23 protein-coding genes are annotated in these 23,086 nt (G+C 70.6%); 9 read left to right on the top strand and 14 right to left on the bottom strand.

The window, feature by feature from the left end:
• Positions 1-101: 101 nt before the first annotated feature.
• Together OU416_RS30695 and OU416_RS30690 are read right to left on the bottom strand one after the other, a co-directional pair.
• Positions 102-1,124 carry an MBL fold metallo-hydrolase gene (locus tag OU416_RS30695; RefSeq protein WP_270930538.1) on the bottom strand — a complete coding sequence of 341 codons (1,023 nt, stop codon included), beginning with the start codon at positions 1,122-1,124 and terminating at the stop codon, positions 102-104.
• A gap of 179 nt (positions 1,125-1,303) precedes the next feature.
• The gene (locus OU416_RS30690) at positions 1,304-2,050 is read right to left on the bottom strand and encodes an SDR family NAD(P)-dependent oxidoreductase (RefSeq protein WP_270930537.1); all 747 of its coding nucleotides are present in this window, start codon (positions 2,048-2,050) and stop codon (positions 1,304-1,306) included.
• A 94-nt stretch (positions 2,051-2,144) separates the two neighbouring features.
• Here OU416_RS30690 and OU416_RS30685 point away from each other — a divergent pair, with 94 nt between their 5' ends.
• Positions 2,145-2,738, top strand: a complete 594-nt coding sequence (locus tag OU416_RS30685; RefSeq protein WP_270930536.1) for a TetR/AcrR family transcriptional regulator — start codon at positions 2,145-2,147, stop codon at positions 2,736-2,738.
• Positions 2,739-2,800: 62 nt separating this feature from the next.
• Here the strand turns inward: OU416_RS30685 and OU416_RS30680 are convergent, their stop codons facing one another.
• On the bottom strand, positions 2,801-3,757 hold the full coding sequence (locus tag OU416_RS30680) for a LysR family transcriptional regulator (protein ID WP_270930535.1): 957 nt from the start codon (positions 3,755-3,757) through the stop codon (positions 2,801-2,803).
• A 130-nt stretch (positions 3,758-3,887) separates the two neighbouring features.
• Between OU416_RS30680 and OU416_RS30675 the strand changes: the two genes are divergently transcribed.
• Positions 3,888-5,774, top strand: coding sequence for a collagenase (locus tag OU416_RS30675; protein ID WP_270930534.1), 1,887 nt, complete (start codon positions 3,888-3,890; stop codon positions 5,772-5,774).
• A 213-nt stretch (positions 5,775-5,987) separates the two neighbouring features.
• Positions 5,988-6,266 carry a DUF3040 domain-containing protein gene (locus OU416_RS30670; protein WP_270930533.1) on the top strand — a complete coding sequence of 93 codons (279 nt, stop codon included), beginning with the start codon at positions 5,988-5,990 and terminating at the stop codon, positions 6,264-6,266.
• Positions 6,267-6,278: 12 nt separating this feature from the next.
• Here OU416_RS30670 and OU416_RS30665 read toward each other — a convergent pair whose 3' ends face one another.
• From OU416_RS30665 to OU416_RS30650, 4 genes are all read right to left on the bottom strand, one after another.
• Positions 6,279-6,473 carry a DUF2795 domain-containing protein gene (locus tag OU416_RS30665; RefSeq protein WP_270930532.1) on the bottom strand — a complete coding sequence of 65 codons (195 nt, stop codon included), beginning with the start codon at positions 6,471-6,473 and terminating at the stop codon, positions 6,279-6,281.
• A 30-nt stretch (positions 6,474-6,503) separates the two neighbouring features.
• Complete coding sequence (locus tag OU416_RS30660; protein WP_270930586.1) at positions 6,504-8,336, bottom strand: transketolase; 1,833 nt, start codon at positions 8,334-8,336, stop codon at positions 6,504-6,506.
• Between the two features lie 202 nt (positions 8,337-8,538).
• Positions 8,539-9,051 (bottom strand): histidine kinase, encoded by a 513-nt coding sequence (locus OU416_RS30655; RefSeq protein WP_093147355.1) that lies wholly within the window; start codon positions 9,049-9,051, stop codon positions 8,539-8,541.
• Between the two features lie 498 nt (positions 9,052-9,549).
• Positions 9,550-10,812: an aminotransferase family protein gene (locus tag OU416_RS30650; protein ID WP_270930531.1), complete on the bottom strand. Its 1,263-nt coding sequence runs from the start codon at positions 10,810-10,812 to the stop codon at positions 9,550-9,552.
• Between the two features lie 475 nt (positions 10,813-11,287).
• On the opposite strand from OU416_RS30650, the gene ssuE reads away from it, so the two are divergent.
• Complete coding sequence (gene ssuE, locus OU416_RS30645) at positions 11,288-11,848, top strand: NADPH-dependent FMN reductase (protein ID WP_270930530.1); 561 nt, start codon at positions 11,288-11,290, stop codon at positions 11,846-11,848.
• Between the two features lie 49 nt (positions 11,849-11,897).
• Here ssuE and OU416_RS30640 read toward each other — a convergent pair whose 3' ends face one another.
• Positions 11,898-12,791, bottom strand: coding sequence for an ABC transporter substrate-binding protein (locus OU416_RS30640; RefSeq protein ID WP_270930529.1), 894 nt, complete (start codon positions 12,789-12,791; stop codon positions 11,898-11,900).
• A 467-nt stretch (positions 12,792-13,258) separates the two neighbouring features.
• On the opposite strand from OU416_RS30640, the gene OU416_RS30635 reads away from it, so the two are divergent.
• The 3 genes from OU416_RS30635 (at position 13,259) to OU416_RS30625 (ending at position 15,665) form a co-directional block, all read left to right on the top strand.
• Positions 13,259-14,179: an amino acid ABC transporter permease gene (locus OU416_RS30635; protein WP_270930528.1), complete on the top strand. Its 921-nt coding sequence runs from the start codon at positions 13,259-13,261 to the stop codon at positions 14,177-14,179.
• Positions 14,179-14,931, top strand: coding sequence for an amino acid ABC transporter ATP-binding protein (locus tag OU416_RS30630; RefSeq protein WP_270930527.1), 753 nt, complete (start codon positions 14,179-14,181; stop codon positions 14,929-14,931). The genes OU416_RS30635 and OU416_RS30630 overlap by 1 nt, the downstream gene beginning before the upstream one ends.
• A gap of 146 nt (positions 14,932-15,077) precedes the next feature.
• Positions 15,078-15,665 (top strand): HAD family hydrolase, encoded by a 588-nt coding sequence (locus OU416_RS30625; protein WP_270930526.1) that lies wholly within the window; start codon positions 15,078-15,080, stop codon positions 15,663-15,665.
• Positions 15,666-15,705: 40 nt separating this feature from the next.
• Here OU416_RS30625 and OU416_RS30620 read toward each other — a convergent pair whose 3' ends face one another.
• From OU416_RS30620 to OU416_RS30605, 4 genes are all read right to left on the bottom strand, one after another.
• Entirely contained in the window at positions 15,706-16,293 is a 588-nt protein-coding gene (locus tag OU416_RS30620; protein ID WP_270930525.1) for a TetR/AcrR family transcriptional regulator, read from the bottom strand.
• 10 nt (positions 16,294-16,303) lie between these two features.
• Entirely contained in the window at positions 16,304-17,707 is a 1,404-nt protein-coding gene (locus tag OU416_RS30615) for an MFS transporter (RefSeq protein WP_270930524.1), read from the bottom strand.
• A 356-nt stretch (positions 17,708-18,063) separates the two neighbouring features.
• Positions 18,064-18,723 (bottom strand): GntR family transcriptional regulator, encoded by a 660-nt coding sequence (locus tag OU416_RS30610; protein ID WP_270930523.1) that lies wholly within the window; start codon positions 18,721-18,723, stop codon positions 18,064-18,066.
• Between the two features lie 69 nt (positions 18,724-18,792).
• Complete coding sequence (locus OU416_RS30605; protein ID WP_270930585.1) at positions 18,793-19,488, bottom strand: ABC transporter permease; 696 nt, start codon at positions 19,486-19,488, stop codon at positions 18,793-18,795.
• Between OU416_RS30605 and OU416_RS30600 the strand changes: the two genes are divergently transcribed.
• Positions 19,457-19,660, top strand: a complete 204-nt coding sequence (locus OU416_RS30600) for a hypothetical protein (protein WP_270930589.1) — start codon at positions 19,457-19,459, stop codon at positions 19,658-19,660. The two genes, OU416_RS30605 and OU416_RS30600, sit on opposite strands and share 32 nt — an antisense overlap.
• 38 nt (positions 19,661-19,698) lie before the next feature.
• Here the strand turns inward: OU416_RS30600 and OU416_RS30595 are convergent, their stop codons facing one another.
• Positions 19,699-20,652: an ATP-binding cassette domain-containing protein gene (locus OU416_RS30595; protein ID WP_270930522.1), complete on the bottom strand. Its 954-nt coding sequence runs from the start codon at positions 20,650-20,652 to the stop codon at positions 19,699-19,701.
• A gap of 303 nt (positions 20,653-20,955) precedes the next feature.
• Here OU416_RS30595 and OU416_RS30590 point away from each other — a divergent pair, with 303 nt between their 5' ends.
• Positions 20,956-21,612, top strand: a complete 657-nt coding sequence (locus tag OU416_RS30590) for a hypothetical protein (protein WP_270930521.1) — start codon at positions 20,956-20,958, stop codon at positions 21,610-21,612.
• Between the two features lie 221 nt (positions 21,613-21,833).
• On the opposite strand, the gene OU416_RS30585 is transcribed toward OU416_RS30590, so the two are convergent.
• Positions 21,834-22,922, bottom strand: a complete 1,089-nt coding sequence (locus OU416_RS30585) for a calcium:proton antiporter (protein ID WP_270930520.1) — start codon at positions 22,920-22,922, stop codon at positions 21,834-21,836.
• Positions 22,923-23,086: the final 164 nt, after the last annotated feature.

Below are 23,086 nucleotides of genomic sequence, written 5' to 3'. Positions count from 1 at the left end.
GGGTACCGGGTGCCGGACACGCCGACGAATCGCTCGGTCCAGGGACCCTTTCCGCGGTTTCAATGGAAGTCGGACGCCTGATTTCCATTGAAACCGCGGGCTCAGGACAGGACGTAGTGCTTGACCTCGTCGATGGTCTCCGCGCGGAGCCTGGCCTGGAGGACCAGGACGTCGAGGTGGGCCGCCGTTTCGAGGACCGCCAGCATCTGGTTGTACGGGTCCATGTCGTCCAGCGCGTGCTCGCGGCGGGTCCAGGTCAGGCCGCGGGCCACCTCGTAGGCGGTGGACGCGCCGCGTGCCACGACCGCCGCCGTCGCCGCCAGCCGGCGGTCGTGGTGGTCCAGCAGCTCGTCGATGCGCTGGTGCGCGCTGTCGGTGACCGGGCCGTGCGCGGGCAGCAGCCGCATGTCCGGCAGGGCGCGGACCAGCCGCAACGAGGCCATGTAGTCGCGCAGCGGAAGTTCGCTCGGGGCCTGTTCGAAGCCGATGGACGGGGTGATGTGCGGCAGCACGTGGTCCCCGGCGAACAGCAGGCCGGTCCCGTCGTCGATGAACACCACGTGGCCGCGGGTGTGGCCGGGAGTCGGCAGCGCGCGCAGCGGCCGGTCGGTCAGGCCGACGTCGGTGGACTCGGTGATCCACTCGTCGGGTTCCTCCCAGCCCGCGGTCCGGGGCTTCTCGCCGCGGAGGGCGATCACCGCGTCCAGCACGGGTTTCGCGCCGCACCCGGCCAGCAGCTCGACCTGCTTCTCCAGCGCCACGTGGTCCGGCCGCATCAGGACCTGGAGCGTCGGCCGCTCGCCTTCGCCCAGCAGCACCCGGGATCCGTACTCCCGCCGCAGGGCCACCGCCTGCGTGTAGTGGTCGCGGTGCGCGTGGGTGACCAGGAACCGCCGGATGTCGCCGAGCCCGGCGCCGATCTGGCGCAGCCCGGCGCTGAGCTGTTCGCGGGCTTCGGCCAGCGCCCAGCCGCCGTCGACGAGGGTGAGCGCATCGCCGTCGGCGATCGCGTAGACGTTGACCGCCCGCAGGCCGTCGTTGGGAAGGGGCAGCGGGATCCGGTGCACGCCGGGCGCGACCTCGTGCGCGCCGGGCCGCATCCACTCGTGCCGTGAGTCGCCCATGACCACACCTCCGAGCCCGCCCCCGTTCGGAGGCGTCCAAGTAGACGTACCACAGGCATACCGACCGGTCAGTGTGTCCAGCGCCACGTCCGACGGGCCGGAGGGTGGCGGACGGCTGCGTGGCAGCAGGGGACCGCACTCCTGCGCCGCGGCCGTCCGCCGTCAGCCGCGGGGCCGGGCTATGCGCCGTATCCGCCGTCGATCCTCAGCACTGCGCCGGTGACGTAGGAGGCTTGCGGGCTGGCGAGGAAGACGACGCCTGCGGCGATCTCCTCCGGCCTGCCGTAGCGCCCGATCGCCGTCGTCGGGAGGAACACGGCTGCGGCCGGGCCGTCGGCGGGATTTCCTTCGGTGTCGATGAACCCGGGCTGGATGACGTTGACCGTGATGCCCCGGGGCGCCAGATCGCGGGCGGCGCCCCGGCTGAAGCCCTCGAGCGCCGACTTCGTGGCCGCGTAGTGCGCCATCCCCTGGAAGCCCGCCCGGGCAGCCGCACCAGAGCTGATGCTGACGATCCGCCCGCCATCGGGCAGCAACGGCACCGCCGCCTGGATCCCGGCCACCACGCCGGTGTAGTTGACGGCGAGCTGTCGGTCGATGGCGGCCTGGTCGACGTGCTCGCTGTCGACGAGGCCACCACCACTTGCGGCCGCGTTGTTGACCAGGACGTCCAGCTTCCCGAAGTGCTGGACCACGTCGTGCATCAGCCCGGCCGCCTGCGCCGCATCCGCCTGGTCGGCCCGGAAGGCCGCCGCGCGCACTCCCTTCGCCTCCAGATCGGCGACCACGGCCTCGGCCTGATCCGCCGAGGACGAGTAGCTGATCGCGACGTCGGCTCCTTCGTCGGCCAGCGCCAGCGCCGACGCCGCCCCGATCCCCCGCGACCCGCCGGTCACGATCGCCACCTTGTTGTGCAGCTTTCCCACGCGCTTCCCACTTCCCTGGATCCGGAGTTATTGACCGTGCGGTCCACAATAAGCATGGTGGACCGCACGGTCAAGAACTCGTATCCTGGTTCGCATGGCACGTCCGCGAGCGTTCGACGAGAAGAAGGTGCTGAACGCTGTCCGCGATCAGTTCTGGGGCGCCGGTTACGCCGCGACCTCGCTGGAAGACCTGATGCGGGTCAGCGGGCTGGGCAAAGGCAGCCTGTACGCGGCGTTCGGCGACAAGCGTCAGCTCTTCCTCCGGGCGCTGCGCAGCTACACCGACGACATCCACGGCCAGCTCCGGGAAGCCCTCGCCGAGGCTCCACGAGCCCTGGACGCGCTGCGCATGCTCCTCGAAGCACCGATCGACGACCCGACCGGTGCCAGGCGTGGCTGCCTGATGGCCAACAGCACCTGCGAGCTCGGCAACGCCGATCCGGAAGTCCTCGACCACGCCCACCGCACCTACGAGACGACCACCGCGCTGATCGCCGACTGCGTCGCCCGCGCCCAACGCGAGGGCGACCTGCCGGCCGGAGCGGATCCGATCGCACTGGCCCGGGCCCTCCTGGCCGCGCAACAAGGGCTCGTGTTCATGAGCCGGACCGGGCTGGACGCGGCCGCGCTCACCGCCACGGCACGATCGCTCGCGGCTCAACTCCTGCCGGACCGCTCCGGCGACTGAACCGACCGTTCGCCAACCCGGGTGTACGTCGATCTCGTGCGAGATCGACGCCGGGTCGGCGTTCAGAGGATCGGGTGGACCTCGGGGTGGGCGTTCCACCAGCGGTGGAAGACCGGGTTGTCCGCGACGTGCGCCAGGTACGCCTGCGCCAGGTCCTGGTAGAGCAGGTCGGCCTGCTCCCTGGTCAGGCGGTCCGGGCGCCAGGCCACCACCAGCCGGGCCACCAGCGGATCACCTTCCAGCGGGCGCACGACGGTGCCCTCCGGAACGGCGAAGGTGGGTTCCACCAACCGGATCCCGTAGCCGCGCGAGACGAGCTCCCGCGCCCCGCCGCTCGGGGCCTCGAACCGGATCCGGGGCTCGAACCCGGCGTCCAGGCACGCGGCGCGGAAGGTCGCGAGCGAACCGTCGTCGGCACCCGGCGGCCCGATCCACGATTCCCCGCCCAGATCGGCCAACCGGACCTGGTCGAGCTCCGCGGCCCAGTGGTCGGCGGCCAGCGCGACGAACCACGGGTAGCGCGGTACCAGGACGCGGCTGGTGACCGGGCGCTCCAGCGGAACCTCGAAACCCTCGGCGTTGGCGACCAATCCCGCGTCGTAGCGGCCCCGCGAGAGCGAATCCGCCAGCACCGCGGCGGAAGACTCGACGTGCAGCATCACCGACTGGCCCAATCTGCCCTCCTGCACCCGGTCCACGATGCTCGGCACGCACGCCAGGTGCGCGCATCCGAGGTGCAGCGGATCGTTCGACGGCGACGGCCGCCCCGCCGCGCCGAAGAGGGAATCGACTTCCGACAGCACGATTCGCGCGCGGTCGACGGTGCGGCGGCCGAAATCCGTCGGCACCACACCGGTTCTGCTCCGCACGAACAGCGCGTCGCCGAGCATCTTCTCGATGGCCTGCAACTGGTTGCTCAGCGCGGGTTGGGTGAGCTCCAGCCTCGCCGCGGCGCGCGTGATGCTGCCGGTCTCCGCGATCGCGCAGATCATCCGCAGCTGCCGGATCTCGATCGTCATAGCGGAACTGTATATCGCAGGTTATGACCTCAGATCACCGCTGGCTGCCAGAATTGCCCGCACGTGCGCACGTTCCACACCATTTCCCCCGGTTTCGCACCGGACCTTCACCTCATCCAGGAGGCAGAACGTGCCGATCAGACCACCGAGTGCCGCCGGTTGGCGGAGTGCGTTGCGCCGCGCCACCTTCCTCGGCCTGGCGCTTGCCCTGATCTCGCCCGCGATTCCCGCACTCGCGGAAAACCCACCGGAGACAAGGAAGTTCTTCGGCGCGAACCAGCAGCAGAGCGCCGACGAGCGCGCCCCGCTGCCCGCCGACAACCCCAGCAAGAACTTCGGGGCGCCGGAGTTCCCGCGGCCCTCGATGCAGCTGGCACCGGCGCAGGAGTGCGACCCGTCGCGGTTCACCGGCACCACCGGTGAGGCGCTGGTCGGCGAGATCAAGGCCGCCCCGACTGACTGCATCAACACCCTGTTCGGCCTCTCCGGAGCGGACGCGCACGGTGCGTTCCGGGAGGAGCAGATGGTCACCGTCGCCAACGCCTACCAGCAGAACGCGGTCGACTACCCCGGCGACAACAGCACGAGCACCGCGCAGCTGGTGCTGTTCCTGCGCGCCGGCTACTACGTCCAGTACGGCGACCCGGAAAGCGTCGGCGAGTACGGCCCGGCGCTCAAGACCGCGATCCAGGGCGCGCTGGACGCGTTCTTCGGCAACGCCAAGTCCGGGACGGTCAGCGACGCCAACGGCGAGGTGCTCGCCGAATCGGTCACGCTGATCGACAGCTCCGCCGAGAACGGGCGCTACCTGGAGGTCGTCAAGCGGCTGCTCACCGCCTACGACTCCTCCTACGACCAGTACTGGTGGATGCTCAACGCGGTCAACAACGTCTACACCGTGCTGTTCCGCGGCCACCAGTTCCCCGACTTCGTCGAGGCCGTGCACGCCGATCCCAGCGTCCTGGAGACCCTGCGGACCTTCGCCGCGGAGCACCTCGACCTGCTCGGCACCGACAACAGCTTCCTCACCGCCAACGCCGGTCGCGAGCTCGCCCGCTTCGTGCAGCACGAGGGGCTGCGCGACCAGGTCCGCCCGATGCTCAAGGACCTGCTGGGCAAGAGCGACCTGACCGGCCCGACGGCGCCGCTGTGGGTGGGCATCGCCGAGATGGCCGACTTCTACGACGGTGCGAACTGCGCCGAGTACGGCATCTGCGACCTGCAGCAGCGGTTGATCGACGCGGTGCTGACCGTCGAGCACACCTGCGGCCCGAGCATCGGCATCCGCGCCCAGCAGCTCAGCGCCGAGGAGCTGGCGGCCACCTGCACCAGCCTGACCGGCCAGGACGAGTTCTTCCACGAGAAGGTGCAGTCCGGCGGGCAGCCGGTCGCCGACGACCACAACACCAACATCGAGGTGGTCGTCTTCGACTCCAGCGACGACTACCGCACCTACGCGGGCGCGATCTACGGCATCGACACCAACAACGGCGGCATGTACCTCGAAGGCGACCCGGCGCAGCAGGGCAACCAGCCGCGGTTCATCGCCCACGAAGCCGAGTGGCAGCCCGCTTTCGAGATCTGGAACCTCAACCACGAGTACACCCACTACCTCGACGGCCGCTTCAACATGCACGGCGACTTCGCGGCGTCGATGAGCACGCCCACGGTGTGGTGGATCGAGGGCGTCGGCGAGTACATCTCCTACGGCTACCGCCAGCAGCCGTACCCGGAGGCGGTCGAGGAGGCGGGCAAGCAGACCTACCGGCTCAGCGAGCTGTGGGACACCACGTACGAGAACGGGGACACCACCCGCGTCTACCGGTGGGGCTACCTGGCCGTCCGGTACATGTTCGAGCGGCACCCGGACGAGCTCACCACGGTCCTCGGCCACTACCGCGCGGGCGACTGGGCCGGTGCGCGCGAGTTCCTCACCGGCACCATCGGCACGAGCTACGACGCGGACTGGTCGGCCTGGCTGGCCGAGTGCGCCGCGGGTGCGTGCTCGACGCCGTGAGCCCGTGATCGGCCCGGCGAGCCCGCCGGGCCGATCACGCCCGGTGACGAATCCTCAACCCTGGTGATCGCTCTGCGTGACGCAAAATCACCCGGTCGCCGCGTGGGGCGGCGCACCCGGCCGTGCCAATCTGTATGGGCCCTCCCGGGGGCTTCAGTCGGATGGGGGGCGGGTACCTCTTTGGGGTCGAAGGGAACGTCGCTAGGAGCTCGTATGTTGAGCAGGCACGAGCGGGACCGGCTCGCCGAGATCGAGTCGGCGCTGGCCTCCGGTGATCCTCGGCTGGCGGAGAAGTTCGAGCGCTTCGACGGGCGCCGGGACTGGACCGGAGTGCGCCGGTTGCTGGTGGTCCTGGTGTTCGCGCTCATCGCGCTGCTGGCGGTGCTGTGCCTGCTGAGCGGCCTGGTGCTGAGCGCGATCACGCTGTTCACGGCGGCCGCCGCGGGCGCGGGCGCGCTCTGGTGGCGGAGCAGGCGCGCGAATCCGACCTGATGTCCGATGTGGTCACGGGCGCGGCAGCGCCTGCAGCACCGTGTCGGCCTCGACGTAGGTGCCTTCGGGCAGGGTTTCCAACCGGGCCAGGTGCGCGGCGGGCGCGCCCAGCTCCGCGCACTGCCGGTAGATCTCCTGCTTGGTCGCCGGGAACTGCACGTGGCAGAGCACCCGGAGCAGCTCGCCGCGATCGGGCACCGACGGCATCACCGGCCTCCTCCTCGCCGAAACCCCGCTTCAGCGCCGGGTTTTGAGCAGCTCGCGGGCTTCCGCGGCGATGGAGGCGGCGTCGATGCCCGCCTGCCCGAGCAGCTCCGCCGGGGTTCCGGAACCGGGCATGATCCGCACGGCCAGCACGCGCACCGGCGGCGCTCCGACACCGGCCAGCGCGCTGAGCACGGTCTCGCCGAGCCCGCCTTCCGGCCAGTGGTCCTCGACGGTGACCAGTCCGCCGGTCTCCTGCGCCGCGCGGCGCAGCGTCGCGGCGTCCACCGGTTTGATCGAGTAGAGGTCGATCACCCGCGCTCGGATGCCCTCCGGCGCGAGGATCTCCGCGGCGTGCAACGCCTCGTGCAGGGTGATCCCGGCGCCGACCAGCGTGACGTCGTCGCCCTCGCGCACCACCCGCGAGCCGCCGACCGGGAACTCCTCGTCCGGCGCGTAGATCACCGGCGTGGCGCCGCGGCTGGTGCGCAGGTAGTTCACGCCGGACCGGTCGGCCATCGCCGCGGCCAGCTGCACCGTCTGGTTCGCATCGCACGGGTAGAGCACGGTGCTGCCGTGCACCGCGCGCAACGCGGCCAAGTCCTCCAAGGCCATCTGGGAGGGCCCGTCCTCGCCGATGGCGACCCCGGCGTGGGAACCCATCAAGCACACGTCGGCCCGGCTCACCGCGGCCATCCGGATGAAGTCGTAGGCGCGGGAGAGGAAGGCGGCGAAGGTCGAGGCGAACGGGCGCCATCCCCGCACCTGCATGCCCACCGCCGCGGCCACCATCTGCTGCTCGGCGATGTACATCTCGAAGTAGCGGTCCGGGTGCGCCTCGCGGAACATCTCGGCGAACGTGGAGTTCGACACCTCGCCGTCCAGCGCCACCACGTCGCCGCGGCGGTCGCCGAGCGCGCGCAGCGCCTCCCCGTAGGCCTTGCGGGTCGCGACCTCGGTGCCCGGTTCGAAGGCGGGCAATCCGCCGCCGCGCACCTCGAAGACGTGCGGCTGCGCCCGCGCGGTGGGCTTGGCCGGGGTGACCCGCAGGTCGCGGATGCCGCCGAGCTCCTGGATCGCCTCCTCCGGGTGCACCAGCGCCTTGCCGTGGAAACCCGGCTGGTCCTCGACCGCGGCGACCCCTCGGCCCTTCTTGGTCGCGGCCAGCACCGCGACCGGCCGGCCGTCGCCGTCCTCGGCGTCCTTCAGCGCGGTCTCGATCTGCTCCGGGTCGTGGCCGTCGATCTCCAGCACCCGCCACCCGGCGGCCCGCGCGCGGGCGGCGTAGGCGTCGAGGTCCCAGCCGTGCATGGTCTGCCCGGTCTGGCCCAGCCGGTTGACGTCGACCAGCGCGATCAGGTTGTCCAGCTGCTCGAACCCGGCGTGCTCCAGCGCCTCCCAGACCGAGCCCTCGGCCATCTCGCTGTCCCCGCACAGCACCCACACCCGGTAGGGCAGCCGGTCCAGCCGCTGCCCGGCCAGCGCCAGGCCGACCCCGATCGGCAGTCCCTGGCCGAGCGAGCCGGTGGCCACGTCGACCCAGGGCAGCACCGGGGTCGGGTGGCCCTCCACCCGGCTGCCGAACTCGCGGAAGGTCATCAGCTCGGCGTCGTCGATGGCCCCGACCGCCTTCAGGCACGAGTACAGCAGCGGTGAGGCGTGCCCCTTGGAGAAGATCAGGTGATCGTTGCGCGGATCGCCGGGGTGCTCGAAGTCCAGCCGCAGGTGCCCGTCCAGCAGTGCCGCGAGCAGGTCGGCGGCCGACATGGAGGAGGTCGGATGCCCGGACCCGGCGGCGCTGCTGCACCGCACGGAGTCCACCCGCAGCTGCTGCGCCAGCTCGTGGCGGAAGGTCAGGTGGTCCATGCCCAACCAGATGCCCACCAGCGCAGATCCCGAAACGCCGCCGCGCTCGCGCTTCGTCCAAGACCGGGTTTCGTGCGGCGACCGCGACGGCACGGCTGGCACCGATCTAAAGGTGTCGCATGCGCCGCAGGCGCACAACCCACCTACGGCGCTGAGGTTCCGCCACCCGCACCGCTGTGCAAGGTGAGCCCGGAAACCATCATCAGCGGAGGTCGGAGTTGCTCAGGCCGGAGAGCAGGCGCTTGACGACCTCGGGGTCGATCTCGGCCGTTTCCTCGGCCGCGTGCTCGGCCATCGGGTGGCGCTTGGTCCGGGAGCGGCGGGGGAGCGGGACCGCGTCAGCCGAGACCCCACCCGGTAGCGGCACCTCGCACCACACGAGGCTGCCGCCGCCGCGCAGGGCGGTCGAGCCGCAGCGACCACCGGCGAACCCGGGTGCCAGCGCCGGCGGGAGGGTGGCCTGCTCGTCCTCGACCTCGGCGACCAGCTTGTCGCCGCTGAGCCGCAGCCGGATGGTGAGGAAGCCCGCGGAGTCCTGGTTGGCGTTGTCCACGGCCGCGGTGACCAGGGCGGTGGTGAGCTGCGTGGTCTCGTCGACCAGATCGCGCAGGGACCACTCGGCGAGGGTGAAGCGGACGAACATCTCGGCGCAGTTGACCGCGCTGGGCAGTGCGATGAGTCGCAGGTCGTCGACTTGTGCGGTTTGGGTGTTCACCTGGCTGTCGTCCTCCATCCGCGTCCGCTGCGCGCTTGTCACCCGGAAGCCGTATTTTGCCAACTCGTTCGGGCGGCTCGTGCACAGGGGCGGTGGTTTTTGCTCGCTGCTCGCCGGGCCCGGTTCCGGGAATGCCGATTTCTCCGAGGCGTGCACCGCGAGCCCCCGGCCGGGTGCCGCGGTCGGGCCTCACGTGACTCGGTGCATGTCGACTTCCTCGATGGTCTGCTGTGGACGATGTGGTTGTGGATCTCGTTGTGGCGCAGCTCTTTTCGGCACCACGCGCAGCGGTGCCGGGCTGGTCCGCCGACGGCTGCGACAACGGTCCCGAACAGAAACGTACGTGACGGATCCGGTCTGGTACAGACCGCAACGTATCGTTTCCACAACGGGAATATTCCAGCCGGATGAGCGGCCGATGTCCAGCCGCTGAATGGGCGGAGTCGAATAACCCCAGCTCGGGGTGAATGCGGGCACTTCGCATTCACCCCGACGAGGTCACCCGATAGTGTCGAGCCCTTCCTTGAGGGCCTTGCCGAGCAATTCGATCTCCGGCTCGGCGATGGTCAGCGGCGGCGACACGGCCAGCGCCTTGCCCAGCGGGCGCACGATGACGCCGAGGTCGCGGACGGCCTTCTGCACGCGTCCGACGGCGCCCGGGTCGGCGGCCAGCACCTCCGGGGCCAGCTCCACCGCTCCCAGCAGGCCCACACCGCCGCGCACCTCGCCGACGGCGGGGTGGTCGGCGAGCCGCAGCAACGTCTGGTGCAGCGGGCGTTCCAGCTCGTCGGCCCGCTGCAGCAGCTTCTCCCGCTCCAGGATGTCGAGGTTGGCCAGCGCCGCGGCGGCGACCGTGGGGTGTCCGGAGTAGGTCGCGCCGTGGCGGAACACGCGGCCGGGCCGGTCCCAGAACGGTTCGGCCACCCGCTCGGCCACCACGACACCGCCCAGCGGCAGATAACCGCTGGTCACCCCCTTGGCGAAGGTGATCATGTCGGGCTTCAGGCCCCACCGCTCGACGCCGAACCAGCTGCCGACCCGGCCGAACCCGCAGATCACCGAGTCGGCCACGAACAGGATGTCGTGCTCGGCGCAGAGCTTGGCGACCGCCTCCAGGTAGCCGGGCTGCGGCGGGTAGAGGCCACCGGCGCCCATCACCGGCTCGGCGAAGAACGCCGCGACCCGGTCGGCCCCGAGCCGCTCGATGGCCTCGCGCAGGGCCTCGGCGTCGTCGTGCACCACGCGGGCGGTCGCCGGGACCAGGTCGCCGAACCCGCTCCGGTTGGCCTCGATGCCGCCGATGCTGGTGCCCATGCCGTTGGTGCCGTGGTAGGCGTTGCCGCGGCTGATGATGTGCGTGCGCTGCGGCTGCCCGCGCTGCGCCCAGTACTGCCGGGCCAGCTTGGCCGCGGTGTCGATGGCCTCGCCGCCGCCGGTGGTGAGGAAGATCTTCGCGTTGTCCACCGGGGCGAGCTGGGCGAGCCGGTCGGCCAGCTCCTCGGCGGGCGGGTTGGTGAAGTCGTTGAACACGAAGTAGGACTCCAGCGTGCGCATCTGCGCGGCCGCGGCCTCGACGATCTCGGCGCGGCCGTGCCCCGCGTTGGCGTACCACAGGCTCGCGGTGCCATCGAGGTAGCGGCGTCCGTCCTGGTCGTAGATCCAGACCCCGTCGGCTCCGCTGACGCAGAACTGGCTGGACTTGACCTCGAACATGTCCGCGAACGGGTGCCACAGCGCAGTGCTGCGCGGTGCTGTAGACATGCTGTTCCGCCTCTCCGGGATTTTCAGTGGTGGTTGCGTTTGGGGGTGATCTTGCGTTGGGGAGGTTTCTTGTGGCTGGGTCGCGTCACGTTCCCCTGGGGTGCGGTTGGGAGTGCAGGGGTGCTTGTCGGTCCGCTGCCGGTGTTGCCCTCACTCTTACCGCCGGTCGGCTGCTGTGCCAGTGCCAAAACGCCGAAGTTCGGCTCGCGGATTGGCCAGATTGCCAATCGTGATCACGCTCCGTGTTCAGTCCACTGTGTCCGGCGGGGCCCGCTCCCGGGTGCTGGGAAGCGTTGACGCGCCCGCGGCGGGGCGCCGACGATTGGCGCGTGATGTTCCCGGTGCTCACGAGGCGGCGGCACGTCGACTTCCGGCGGGTCTGCGCCCAGGCGTGTCGACCCGGTGTTCCGCGCAGCTGCTGAGCGGAAGACGCGGATCAGTCCACAATGGAGGACTTCGAACCCAGGGAGCACGTGTGTCCAGCGTTCTGGTAATTTCCGGCAGTCCGTCGCGCACCTCGAAGACCGAGCGGATCGGCGAGCACATCGCCCAGCGCCTGTCCGCGGCCGGTCGCGACGTCGACCACCTCCGCGTCCGGACCCTCCCGGCGGACGCCCTGCTCGGTGCCGACACCCGCGCCCCGGCCATCGCCGAGGCCATCGCGGCGGTCGCCGCGGCCGACGGCATCGTGCTGGCCACCCCGACCTACAAGGCGAGCTACTCCGGCCTGCTCAAGTCGTTCCTGGACCTGCTGCCGCAGTTCGGCTTCGCGGGCAAGGCGGTGCTGCCGCTGGCCACCGGCGGCACCATCGCCCACGTCCTGGCCATCGACTACGCGCTGCGCCCGGTGGTGCACTCGCTCGGCGCCCGGCACGCGGTGCAGAGCTTCTTCCTGCTCGACAAGCACGTCACGGTGGTCGACGGCGGGATCAGCGTGCACCCGGACAGCGGCGGCCCGCTGGCCGACGTCATCGAGCAGTTCGACAAGGCGCTGGACGGAATCCCGCACAGCACGGTTCTCGGCCGGTCTGCGTGAGGAGAGCGAAAGCGGGGTGCGGGTTCGGCCCGCACCCCGCTTTCGCCGTTCAGCGCAGTTCCGGCGGGCTGATCCGGGAGGACTCGATCGCCGAGGGCTCGACGCCCCACTTGCGCAGGATGCGCTGGTAGGTGCCGTCGGCGATCAGCTTGTTCACCGCCGCCTGCAGGGCCGGGGCCAGCGGCGATCCCTTCGCCAGCGCGAAGCCGACGTCCAGCCGGCGGAATTCGTTGAGGAAGCGGAGGTTCGGCTGCTGCGAGGTGGCGTGGCGCAGGCCGTTGATGGTGCTCATGAGCACGTCGATCTTGCCCTGCCGCAGCGCGGAGTAGTAGGCGCTCTGCTCGGAGAACACCTGGACCTGGTACGGCGGCAGCCCGGCCTCCGCGCAGCGGTGCACCTGGGCGTTGAGGGTCGACTCGAAGGTGGTGCCCGCGCCGGTGCCGACGATCCGCCCGCACAGCTGCGCGATGTCGGTGACCGGGGCGAGGTCGCTGTCCTGGCGGACCGCGAAGCCCTGGCCGTCGTCGACGTAGGTGACGAAGTCGATGGTCTTGCGGCGTTCCTCGGTGACGCCGAAGTTGCCGGTGCCGACCTGGAACTTGCCGCTGCCCAGCGCGGGCAGGATCGCCTCGAACGCGGCCTCCTGCCGTTCGACGCGCACCCCGAGCACCCGCGCCACCGCATCGGTGATGTCGACGTCGAGTCCGACGGCGGTGCGGTTGTCCGGCAGGTGGAACGCCGACGGCGGGCTGCCGATCGAGCTGCCGAACCTCAGCGCTCCGGCCTCCCGCACCTCCGGCGGCAGCAGCGCGGCGACGGCTTCGTCCTTCGCGACGGGTGACACGACGTCGGCGCCGACGTCCAGGCCGGAGTTCTGGTCGGGAGCGGGGGCGCAGCCGGCGAGCAGACCGGCGGCGACGAGTGCGGTGACGGCTGTTCTCACGCGCGTGAGCATTCGGTGGGAGCCCTTCCGGGAACGGCGAACGGGTGTGGTGGTGGAGTGGCGGCACCCGTGCGGAGCGAGAACCGGCAGTGCGGCCGGCGGCGCGAAGCGGGCAGCGTCAGCCGCGACAAGCGGCCGACCACACCAGGGCGAGGTCGACGTGGTTGCGCTTCACCAAACGCGGTTGCCTGGTCACGACCCGAGAATCGCCCGGTCCCGCGCGGGGTGTCAACGTCGATCATCCTGTGGGACGGCCTTGACGGTCCGGCCCCGGCGGCTAGCGTGGCAGGCGGTGGTGAGTGGCTCCTCCGCGCGGCGCTTTTTCCGATCGTTCAGCGCGATTCCGGTTTTCCCGCCTCGATTTCGCGAGCGCGCAACAGCGTTGTGCGCTCACGATCCCCGGCGCGGGCCGTCGGATCGGCGCTTGGCGGTTCCGAGTGAAATCGCTGCTCCGACAGGAAGTCCTGATGACCAGATCCTCGCATCTCCAGGCGGTCCCGGAGGCCCGGCCCGCCGATTCCGCACGACCACCGCGGGTGGTGCCCGCCCGGCACCCCGGCAGGTGGATCGCCGCGCTCGTGGTGCTGGCGGTGCTCGCCGCGGTGCTCCAGTCGATCGCCACCAACCCCAACTTCCAGTGGTCCGTGGTCGGCGCCTACTTCACGCTGCCCGCGGTGCTCAACGGGCTGTGGCTGACGCTGTGGCTGACCGCGGTGACGATGGTGCTCGGCTTCGCGCTGGGCACCGCGCTGGCCGTGATGCGGCTGTCCGGCAACCCCGTCCTCAGCGCCGTGAGCTGGCTCTACACCTGGCTCTTCCGCTCCATCCCGCTGCTGGTGCAGCTGCTGTTCTGGTTCAACATCGGCGCGCTGTACCCGACGGTGAGCATCGGTCCGTGGTTCGCGCTGGACACCGTCGACCTCATCGGCGGCACCGCGACCGCGGTCATCGGGCTGGTGCTGCACGAGGCCGCCTACGCCGGTGAGGTGGTGCGCGCCGGAATCCTGTCCGTCGACGCCGGGCAGACCGAAGCCGCGCAGTCGCTGGGCATGTCCAGGCTGCGGGTGCTGCGGCGGATCGTGCTGCCCCAGGCGATGCGGGCGATCGTGCCGCCTGCGGGCAACATGCTCATCGGAACGCTCAAGAGCACCTCCATCGTCAGCGTCATCGCGGTGCACGACCTGCTGTACTCGGTGCAGCTGATCTACAACCGCACCTACGAGGTGATCCCGCTGCTGCTGGTGGCGACCGTCTGGTACCTGGTGGTCACCTCGATCCTCACCGCGGGCCAGTACTACGTCGAGCGCCACTACGCGCGGGGCGCCGAGCGCGAGCTGCCGCCGACACCGCTGCAACGCCTCCGGGCCGCGTTGAAGGGAAACCGCTGATGCTGGAGATCACCGGGCTGCGCAAGAGCTTCGGGCAGGCGCAGGTGCTGCGCGGGGTGGACCTGTCGGTGCGCCGGGGCGGGGTGACCTGCGTGATCGGGCCCTCCGGATCGGGGAAGAGCACGCTGCTGCGCTGCGTCAACCACCTGGAGAAGGTCGACGCCGGGCGCATCGAGGTGGACGGGGAGCTGATCGGCTACCGCGAATCCGGTGGCGGGCTGCACGAACTCGGCGATCGCGCGATCGCCCGGCAGCGCGCCCGGATCGGCATGGTCTTCCAGCAGTTCAACCTCTTCGGTCACCTGACGGTGCTGCAGAACCTGGTGGAAGCGCCGGTCGGCGTGCTCGGTCTGTCCAAGAAGGACGCGGCGGCGCGAGCCCGGGAGAAGCTGCGCCGCGTGGGCTTGGCGGACCGCGAGAACGCCTACCCCCGGCAGCTCTCCGGCGGGCAGCAGCAGCGGATCGCCATCGCCCGCGCGCTGGCGATGGAACCGAAGCTGCTGCTGTTCGACGAACCGACCAGCGCGCTGGACCCGGAGCTGGTGGGGGAGGTGCTGGCGGTGCTGCGGGACCTGGCCGAAGCCGGGCACACGATGCTCGTGGTGACCCACGAGATCGGCTTCGCCCGCGAAGCGGCCGACGAAGTGGTGTTCCTCGACCGCGGCGAGGTGGTGGAATCAGGACCACCGGGCCGGGTTCTGGACCACCCGAGAGAAGCCCGCACCAAGGAGTTCCTGCACCGCACGCGCTGAACGAGGCTCCGTTTCCGCAGGTAGGGACCCGTGAGTGCTTTGGGGTGCTATAGCACCCCAAAACGCTCACGGGTCTGACCAGGGGAAACGGAGCTGTTCTCGCGGCCGTCGGCACCACGGGAACCGTGCGTGTGAGACTGACCGTCGTGGGATTCGATGCGGTTCTGTGCGATCTCGACGGCGTGCTGCGGTGGTGGGACCCGGCGATCATGCGGGATGCCGAGCGGATCGGTGCACTGCCGCCGGGGACGTTGGCCGGTGCGGCGTTCGCGCCGGAGCGGCTGGTGCCTGCGATCACCGGTGTGCAGAGCGATGAGCAGTGGCGCGAGGCGGTGGTTGCGGATATCGCCGGGCACTGCGGTGCGGACACCGCGCGGCAGGTCGTCGCCCGGTGGTCCGAGCCGGTAGGTGAGGTCGTCGACGAGGTGGCCGCGATCCTCGCCGGTTTGCGCGTGCCGGTGGTGCTGGTGTCCAACGCGACGAGCCGGCTCGAATCGGACCTGGCGGCGTTGGGCGTGCTCGACCTGTTCGACGCCGTGGTGAACAGCTCCAGCGTTGGCGTCGCCAAGCCCGAGCCGGGCATCTACCGCTTCGCGGCCGATCAGGCGGGGGTGGAACCCGATCGCTGCCTGTTCATCGACGACACGCAGGCCAACGTCGAAGCCGCCCGAGCCCTCGGCATGACCAGCCTGCACTACCGCGATCCAGCCGGACTTCGGGCCGCCCTCGCCTAGGCCGGGGCGATCTTCGCGTGAAGTCGGCACGCGCCACCGGTCACAGCGGGGCGTCGAGCCAGCGCTGGATGAGCGGGGCCGTGATCGCGACCAGGTTCTCCTTCGGTTCCGCGCTGATCGCCTTCGTGCGGAGCACTAGGCGGGAGGCGCCCAGGCCCATCAGGTGGCTGCACACCAGCTCCGCGCGGAGGCGGGCACCGGGGCCGGTGAGCCGTTCGGCCAGGCGGGTCACCAGCTGGTGCTCGAAGTTCGCGCGGAACTGGGCGCCCGCCGGGCGGGAGGAGGTGAACACCGCGCGCACCAACGGGTCGCCCTGGGTGCGGTCGTGGTAGTCCAGCAGGGTGCGCACCAGGTGCTCGCCGAGGCGGGGGAGTTCGCAGTCCAGCAGCCGCTCGGCGTCCTGCTCGAAGCCCGAGGCCTCGGCGAACAGGTTCTCCTTGCTGCCGAAGTACTTCACCACCAGCGCGGCGCTCACCTCGGCGTCGGCCGCGATGTCGCGCAGCGTCACGTCGGCGTACCCGCAGGAGGAGAAGCGGCGCCGGGCCATCTTCAGGATCGCCTCGCGGGTCGCGCAGGCGTCGCGCCGCTGGTCCTCGCCGACCGCCGTGGCCGGTGCCGTGCTGGGCATGCCGTTCAGGCTAGCGCGATCGTCCGCCGGAGGTCGCCACCTGCGGGGTAACGGGCGCGTACCGACGTGCGGCGGGCGTGGCGGCGGCGATCAGCGCGGCCACCAGCGCAGCCGAACCGGCGACCAGGAAGACCCAGGAGTAGGCGGTCACCGACGGGTACTCGACGCCGGCGATCTGCACCACCGACCCGGTGGTCAGCGCCACCACGATGGCGCTGCAGCTGGAGGTGCCGATCGAGCGGGCCAGCGTGTTCAGGCTGTTCGCGGCGGCGGTCTCGGCGGGCGGCACGGCCCGCATGATCAACGTCGGCAGCGCCCCGTAGGCCAGTGCACCGCCGATCGCCACCACCGTCAGGTTGAGCACCACCAGCGGCAGCGGGTCGTGCAAGAAGGAGCCGGCGAGGTTGCCCGCGGTCAGCACCGCTCCGCCGATGATCAGCGTGGTGCGCGGCCCGTGCCGCCGCGAGATGCGCGCCGACAGCGGGGAGAACACGCCCATGGCGCCGCCGATCGGCAGCATCACCAGCCCGGTGACCACCAGCGACATCCCGAAGCCGTAGCCGGTGCCGACCGGCGCCTGCAGGATCTGCGCCCCGACCATGAACCCGGCGAACATCGCCAGCCCGATCAGCACCGACGCGATGTTGGTCAGCAGCACCGCGGGCCGGGCCGAGACCCGCAGGTCGACCAGCGGGGAAGAGGTCCGCAGCTCGTAGCCGCCCCACCCGGCGAACAGCACGGCGGCGGCGAGGAGCAGGCCGAGCACGGCCGGGCTGGTCCAGCCCCAGTCGTTGCCCTTGGAGATGGCCAGCAGCAGGCAGGTCAGCGCCGCCGAGAGTCCCAGCGCGCCGACCAGGTCGAACCGCCCGCCGCTGCGCAGCGGCGACTCCGGCACCACCAGCCGCACCAGCGCGAACTCGACCAGCCCGAAGACGGCCGCGCCTGCGAACAGCCAGTGCCAGTCGAGGTGCTCGGCCACCAGCCCGGTCACCGGCAGCCCGACGGCGCCGCCGATGCCGAGCGTCGCGCTCATCAGCGCGACTCCGGAGGTGATCCGCTCCTCCGGCAGCTCGTCGCGCATGATGCTGATGCCCAGCGGGACGACGCCGATGGCCGCGCCCTGCAGCACCCGCCCGACCAGCACGGCCTCGAAGTCGTTGCTGATCGCGCCGATGGTGCTGCCCGCGGTCATGGCGGCCAGTGAGACCAGCAGCATCCGCCGCTTGCCGTACATGTCGCCGAGTCGGCCCAGCACCGGCGCGCACACCGCGCCCGCCACCAGGGTCGCGGTGATCAGCCAGGCCGCGTTGGCCGGTGTGGTGTTGAGGAACCGCGGGAACTCCGGCAGCAGCGGCACGACCAGCGTCTGCATCAGCGAGACCGCGATCCCGCAGGAGGCGAGCACCCCGATCACGGCCTTCGACCGCCGCTGGGATGCGACCGTGGCTGTCCCGCCTCTCCGCGATTCGCAGTGGTGGTTGCGTTCGGGGGTGATCTCGCGTTTCGGGGTTTCTTGCGGCTGGGTTGCGTCACGTTCCCCTGAGGCGCGGTTGCGTGGGTCTGGGGTTGGCACAGGTTGCCCCTCGCTAGTGGGGTGAACTTGCGTTCACCAAGCAAGTAAACCTGTGTTCACCTCGGCTGGCAAGGTCCTTCGGGGTGTGATCCCGTCCAGTGAAAGGCGTTTCGCCCGATTATTCGTCCAATGTGGACTGTCGGGTTGCGCGACCTGGTGGCGCAGGTGGCCGACCTGCCCGAGGAGCCGATCCGGGCTCAGGTGAGCATGCGCTCCAGGACCATCCGGCGGCTGGAGAGCACGTGCTGCTTGGCCACCTCGGCCGCTCGGTCGGCGTCGCCCGCGGTGATCGCGGCCTGGATGGCCTCGTGCTCGCGGCAGACCCGCTCGGGTTCGAGGTTCATCCGGAACAGCCAGGCGAGCCTGCCGTGCAGCGGCTCCAGCATCGACGCCAGCAGCTCGTTGCCCGACAGCTCCACGAGCTTGTCGTGGAAGGCCCCGTTGGCGTCGGACATCTCGTCGATCGCACCGGCCTCGTAGGCCTTGCGGCCCCGCTCGGCGAGCTCGGTCAGCAGCACGACGTCGCCGGACTCGGCGCGCTCGGCGGCCAGGCGGGCGGCGTGGACCTCCAGCGCCTCGCGCACCTCGAACAGCTCCTTGGCCTGCTGGCGGTCGAGCCCTCGGACGAACACCCCGCGCCGACCAGGAGGAACGTCCACGAAGCCCTCGCTCTGCAGCATCCGGATCGCCTCGCGCACCGGGACGCGGGAGATCCCCAGCTCGACGGCGAGGTCCTGCTCGAAGATCCGGTCACCGGGCAGCAGGCGGCCGTCGGCGATGCGGGCCTGCAACTCCTGCCGCACCCGTTCGCGCAGCGGAACGCGCGGTTCGACGGCTGGTTCTCCGGTGACCGACACGGCTCCTCCTCGTCGCTGGCTGCCGCACCACCCTAGGCCAGGGACCGGGCGGTGCGGCAGCCTTCGCGATCAGACGCCGCGCTTCATGGCCCGGGTGCCCAGCAGCAGGCCGAGCACCGCGATCACCACCGCGGCGATGCCGCCCGCCAGCACGGAGGGGTCCAGGAGCTGACCGGCGAACAGCGCTCGCTCGGCGTCGGCGATGTGCGAGACCGGGTTGATCCGGGCGGCCACCTGCAGCCAGGCCGGGCCGAAGTCCATCGGCAGCAGCACGCCGGACAGCAGCATCAGCGGGAACAGGACGAGCTGGGTGATCGCGTAGAACAGCTCACCGCCGGGGTGCGCGGCGATGGCCAGCACGTAGGACAGGGAGCCCAGGCCCACGCCGAACACCAGCAGCAGCGCCAGCCCGGCCAGCACGCCGACCGGGTGCAGCTGGAAGCCCAGCGGCACCGACAGCGCGATGAGCAGCACGGCCTGCACCAGCAGCAGGACGAACTCCTTGAGGGTGCGGCCGACGAGCATCGCCGAGCGGTTCAGCGGGGTCACCAGCATCCGCTCCAGCGAGCCGCCGCCGAGCTCGACCAGCAGGTTGTAGCCGGACATCATCGGCCCGAACAGGCACATCATCACCAGGATGCCGGGCACGAACCACTGCCACGGCGATGCCGGGAACCCGGAGGTTCCCGCCAGCAGCGGGCCGAACAGGAACAGGAACAGCAGCGGCTGCGCCATGCTGAACAAGATCGCCGTCGGCTCCCGCAGGCTCGGCGTGATCTCCCGCTGGAAAACCGTTGCGGTGTCGCGGAAGAAATGCAGTCCCGCCTCCGGTCCCGCCTCCGGTCCCGCCTCTCCGCGTTTTTCAGTGGTGGTTGCGTTTGGTGTCGTTCTTGCGTTCTGCGGTTTCTTGTGGCTGGTTTGCATCACGGTCCCCTGAGGTGCGGTTGAGCAGGACTCCGGTTGACACAAGACGTGTCACGTTTCGCTCTCGCGCAGGCTGCGGCCGGTGAGTGCGAGGAACACGTCGTCCAGGGTCGGGCGGGCGGTTTTGGCCGCGATGGCCTTGATTCCGTTGTCCTCCAGGGCGCGCAGGTACTCCGGCAGGGCTGCGTCGGCGCGCGGGACGCGGACCTGGATCGTGCGGTCCTCGACGCTCACCGCGTCGGGTTCGGCGATGCGCTCGGCGATCCCGGTGGCGGCCGCCACGTCCGGTTGCGGCACGGTGATGGTGATGCGGTCGCCTGCCAGGTCGGACTTGAGCTGGGTGGGAGTGCCGTCGGCTATGACCCGGCCGTGGTCGACCACCACCACCCGCTCGGCCATGTTGTCGGCCTCGTCGAGGTAGTGGGTGGTGAACAGCAGGGTGGCCCGGTGCTCCGCGCGCAGCCGCAGCACGTGTTCCCAGATGTTGGCGCGGCTGTGCGGGTCGAGGCCGGTGGACGGCTCGTCGAGGAACAGCAGCTCGGGCTCGTTCACCAGGCCCATCGCGATGTCCAGGCGGCGGCGCTGGCCGCCGGAGAGGGTGCCGGGCTTGCGGTCGGCGAGCGCGGTCAGGTCGAGCAGGTCCAGCACCTCCTCGGCTCGGCGATGGGCGTCGCGGCGGGACAGGCCGTAGCTGCGGCCCTGGGTGATCAGCTCGTCGCGGGCCCGGTAGTTGTCGCCCGCGCTGTTCTTCTGCCCGACGTAGCCGATGCGCGCGCGGACGGCGGCGGGGTCGGTGCGGATGTCGTGGCCTGCGACGGTGGCGGTGCCGGAGGTGGGCGGCAGCAGCGTGGTGAGCATCCGCAGGCTGGTCGACTTCCCGGCGCCGTTGGGGCCGAGGAGGGCGACGAGCTGGCCGGGCTCGATGTCGAGGTCCAGGCCGCGGACGGCCTCGACGGGGGTGCGCTTGACGGTGAACCTGCGGGTCAGACCGCGGGCTCGGATCATCGACTGCTCCTAGTTGATCGATCGCCCGCCGAATGCGGGCATGGCGAAGAAACCCCAGTTCAGGGGCTGTTTCGGGAGTGATTCGATCCTGCCCCGGCCAGGGAGTCGGAGTCAAACGTGAACGGTACTTTCATGTTTGCTCTGACCTGCGGAAACGCTGTTCGGCCGGGGTGTGGGCCGGTGCCCGGTTTCGGCTGAATTCGCAGTTCAGCGATCAGTTCGGGAAACCCGGAAGAAATTTTGCTGTGAACCCGAGGTTTACATGTGGTACTGTAAACCACAGGTTCACAGAGGGGTGGGATGATGGCAGCGAACGAAGTCGAGCAGCTGGTGCGGCAGATGGCCGGTGCGCCGGTCGAGGTGGCCGACCCGGGACCCAAGGTTAGCGACGTCGGCGACGAGCAGGGGCGGCGGTTGCGCGCCCTGGGCAGGTTCCGGGCGGCGCTGGACGTCGAGGAGCAGGTGGCGGAGGCGGCGCTGCGGCAGACCGCGGAGGCCGCCGAGGAATCGGTGTGGCTGGGCGCGAGCCTGGCCGACCTGAGCGCGGTCACCGGGCGGACCCGCCAGGCGGCGCGCAAGCGGTGGCCGGAGCTCGGCGGCGTCTACCGGCGCCGCAAGTGGCTCGGCAACCACGTGGAGGACATCGCCTACATGGCCGGGCTGCTCGCGTCCCGCGCCGACGACCTGGTGCCTTCCTACGGCCACGGCACGTTCATGAAGCTGATCCGCCAGCTGCGCGAGGGAATCCGCCGCTGCGAAGCGGACTTCACGCCGGAGTCGCAGGACGTCGAGAACCCCGCCGCCCGCTGGCGGAGCCTGGACGACCTGGTCAACGTGACCTTGCGCGGAGTCATCGAAGCGGCGGGCGAACCGCAGACGCCGGAAGCGGACTTCGCCCTCCACGGTGCCAAGGGCGTCCTCGGCTACTACGACCACGCCGTTGCGGCCGAGGACGCCTGAGAGCACTGTCGGCGTAGCCGTCCGCGCCTTGCAAGCGGCGTCAGCCGCTTTGAGTACGTACGCAGCTTGCACCGCTGCGGGTTCTGAGTGCTTTCCTGGCGAGGACGGCCCCTCCGCCGTGTATCTGGTCATACATCAGGAGGGGCACCCGCAGTCCAGGGAAGCACTCAGAACCCGCCACCCGCACCGCCACGCAAAACAACCACCAACAGGCTAGGGCTTCAGGAGAACACGGCCAATCCGTAGATCAGGAAGACGAGGAGGTGCGCCGCTCCGTGGAGCGGCGTGACCTTCTTGCCCGCGAACGTCGTGATCGACAGCAGCAGGGTGATGCCGAGCAGCACCAGGTTGGCCGGGCTCTCCGCGAGCACCACGGTCTGCCCGGTCAGCAGCCCGATGGTCAGCACCGCCGGGATGGTCAGACCGACCGTCGACACCAGCGCGCCGTGGCACAGGTTGCTCACCCGCTGGATCTCCCCGGCCTGCGCGGCCCGCACGGCGGTGATCGTCTCCGGCAGGAACACGATCATGGCGATGAGGATGCCCGACAGCGCCACCGGAGCACCGGCGCGGCCGAGGCCGTCGTCGAGCAGCGCGGCCATGTCGTGCGAGAGCAGCACGATGGGCACCACGGTGAGCACGAGGACGAGCGCCCGCAGGGCGATCTCGGAACGGTGCTGCGCCAGGACCTCGGAGATCCCCGGCCGCTCGTGGTCGTCCGGGGCGGCCGAGACCTCCTGGAAGTCCGCGCGCTGCTCGCCCATCTGCCGGTGGAGGAAGAAGGCGTACAGGACCACGGTCAGCACGATGACCGGGATCGCCTGCCCGGGCCGGTAGGCGCCGCCGGTGCCGATGAGGCCGGGCATGGCGAAGGCCAGCGTCGAGAGCACCACGAGCAGCGACAGGTAGGCCGACACGCCAGTGCGGTTGGGCTCGAGGTCGTCGTGCCGCCTGCCGCCGACGAGCAGCGCGACGCCGATGACCAGGTTCATGATGATCATCGACACCGCCATCACCGAGTCGCGGGCGATGGTGGCGTGCTCACCGGGGCCGAGCATCACCGCCGAGATCAGGACGACCTCGATGAGCACGATGGACAGCGTCAGCACGAGCGTGCCGTAGGGGTCGCCGAGGCGGTGCGCCAAGTGCTCCGCCTGCGTGACCACGCCGAAGGCGCAGACGACGATCACGGCGATGATGCCCGCGAGCACACCGATCAGCGCGGGGCCCGGCAGGTGCGCGGAGAGGACCGGTTCGGCGAGCAGGACGCCGGCGAAGGCGCCCCAGCCCAGCAGGAGCCGGAAGATCACAGCGGGAGTGATGACGTTTCGGAAGGTGGATGCTGTCCGCACCGACGTGCACCTGGTTCTGCTGGGCCGTCCCCGCTCGCGACTTCGCTCACGGGTCGTCCCGCTCGCACCGTTCCGTGCGCCCCACTCTACCAGCGTCTCGGAAACCGGGCTCCCGGATCCGG

It is taken from the genome of Saccharopolyspora indica, from assembly GCF_027853965.1.
Lineage (GTDB): Bacteria > Actinomycetota > Actinomycetes > Mycobacteriales > Pseudonocardiaceae > Saccharopolyspora > Saccharopolyspora indica.
Note: the sequence above shows the minus strand (reverse complement) of the source record. Positions and strands in the feature narration are given on the sequence as shown.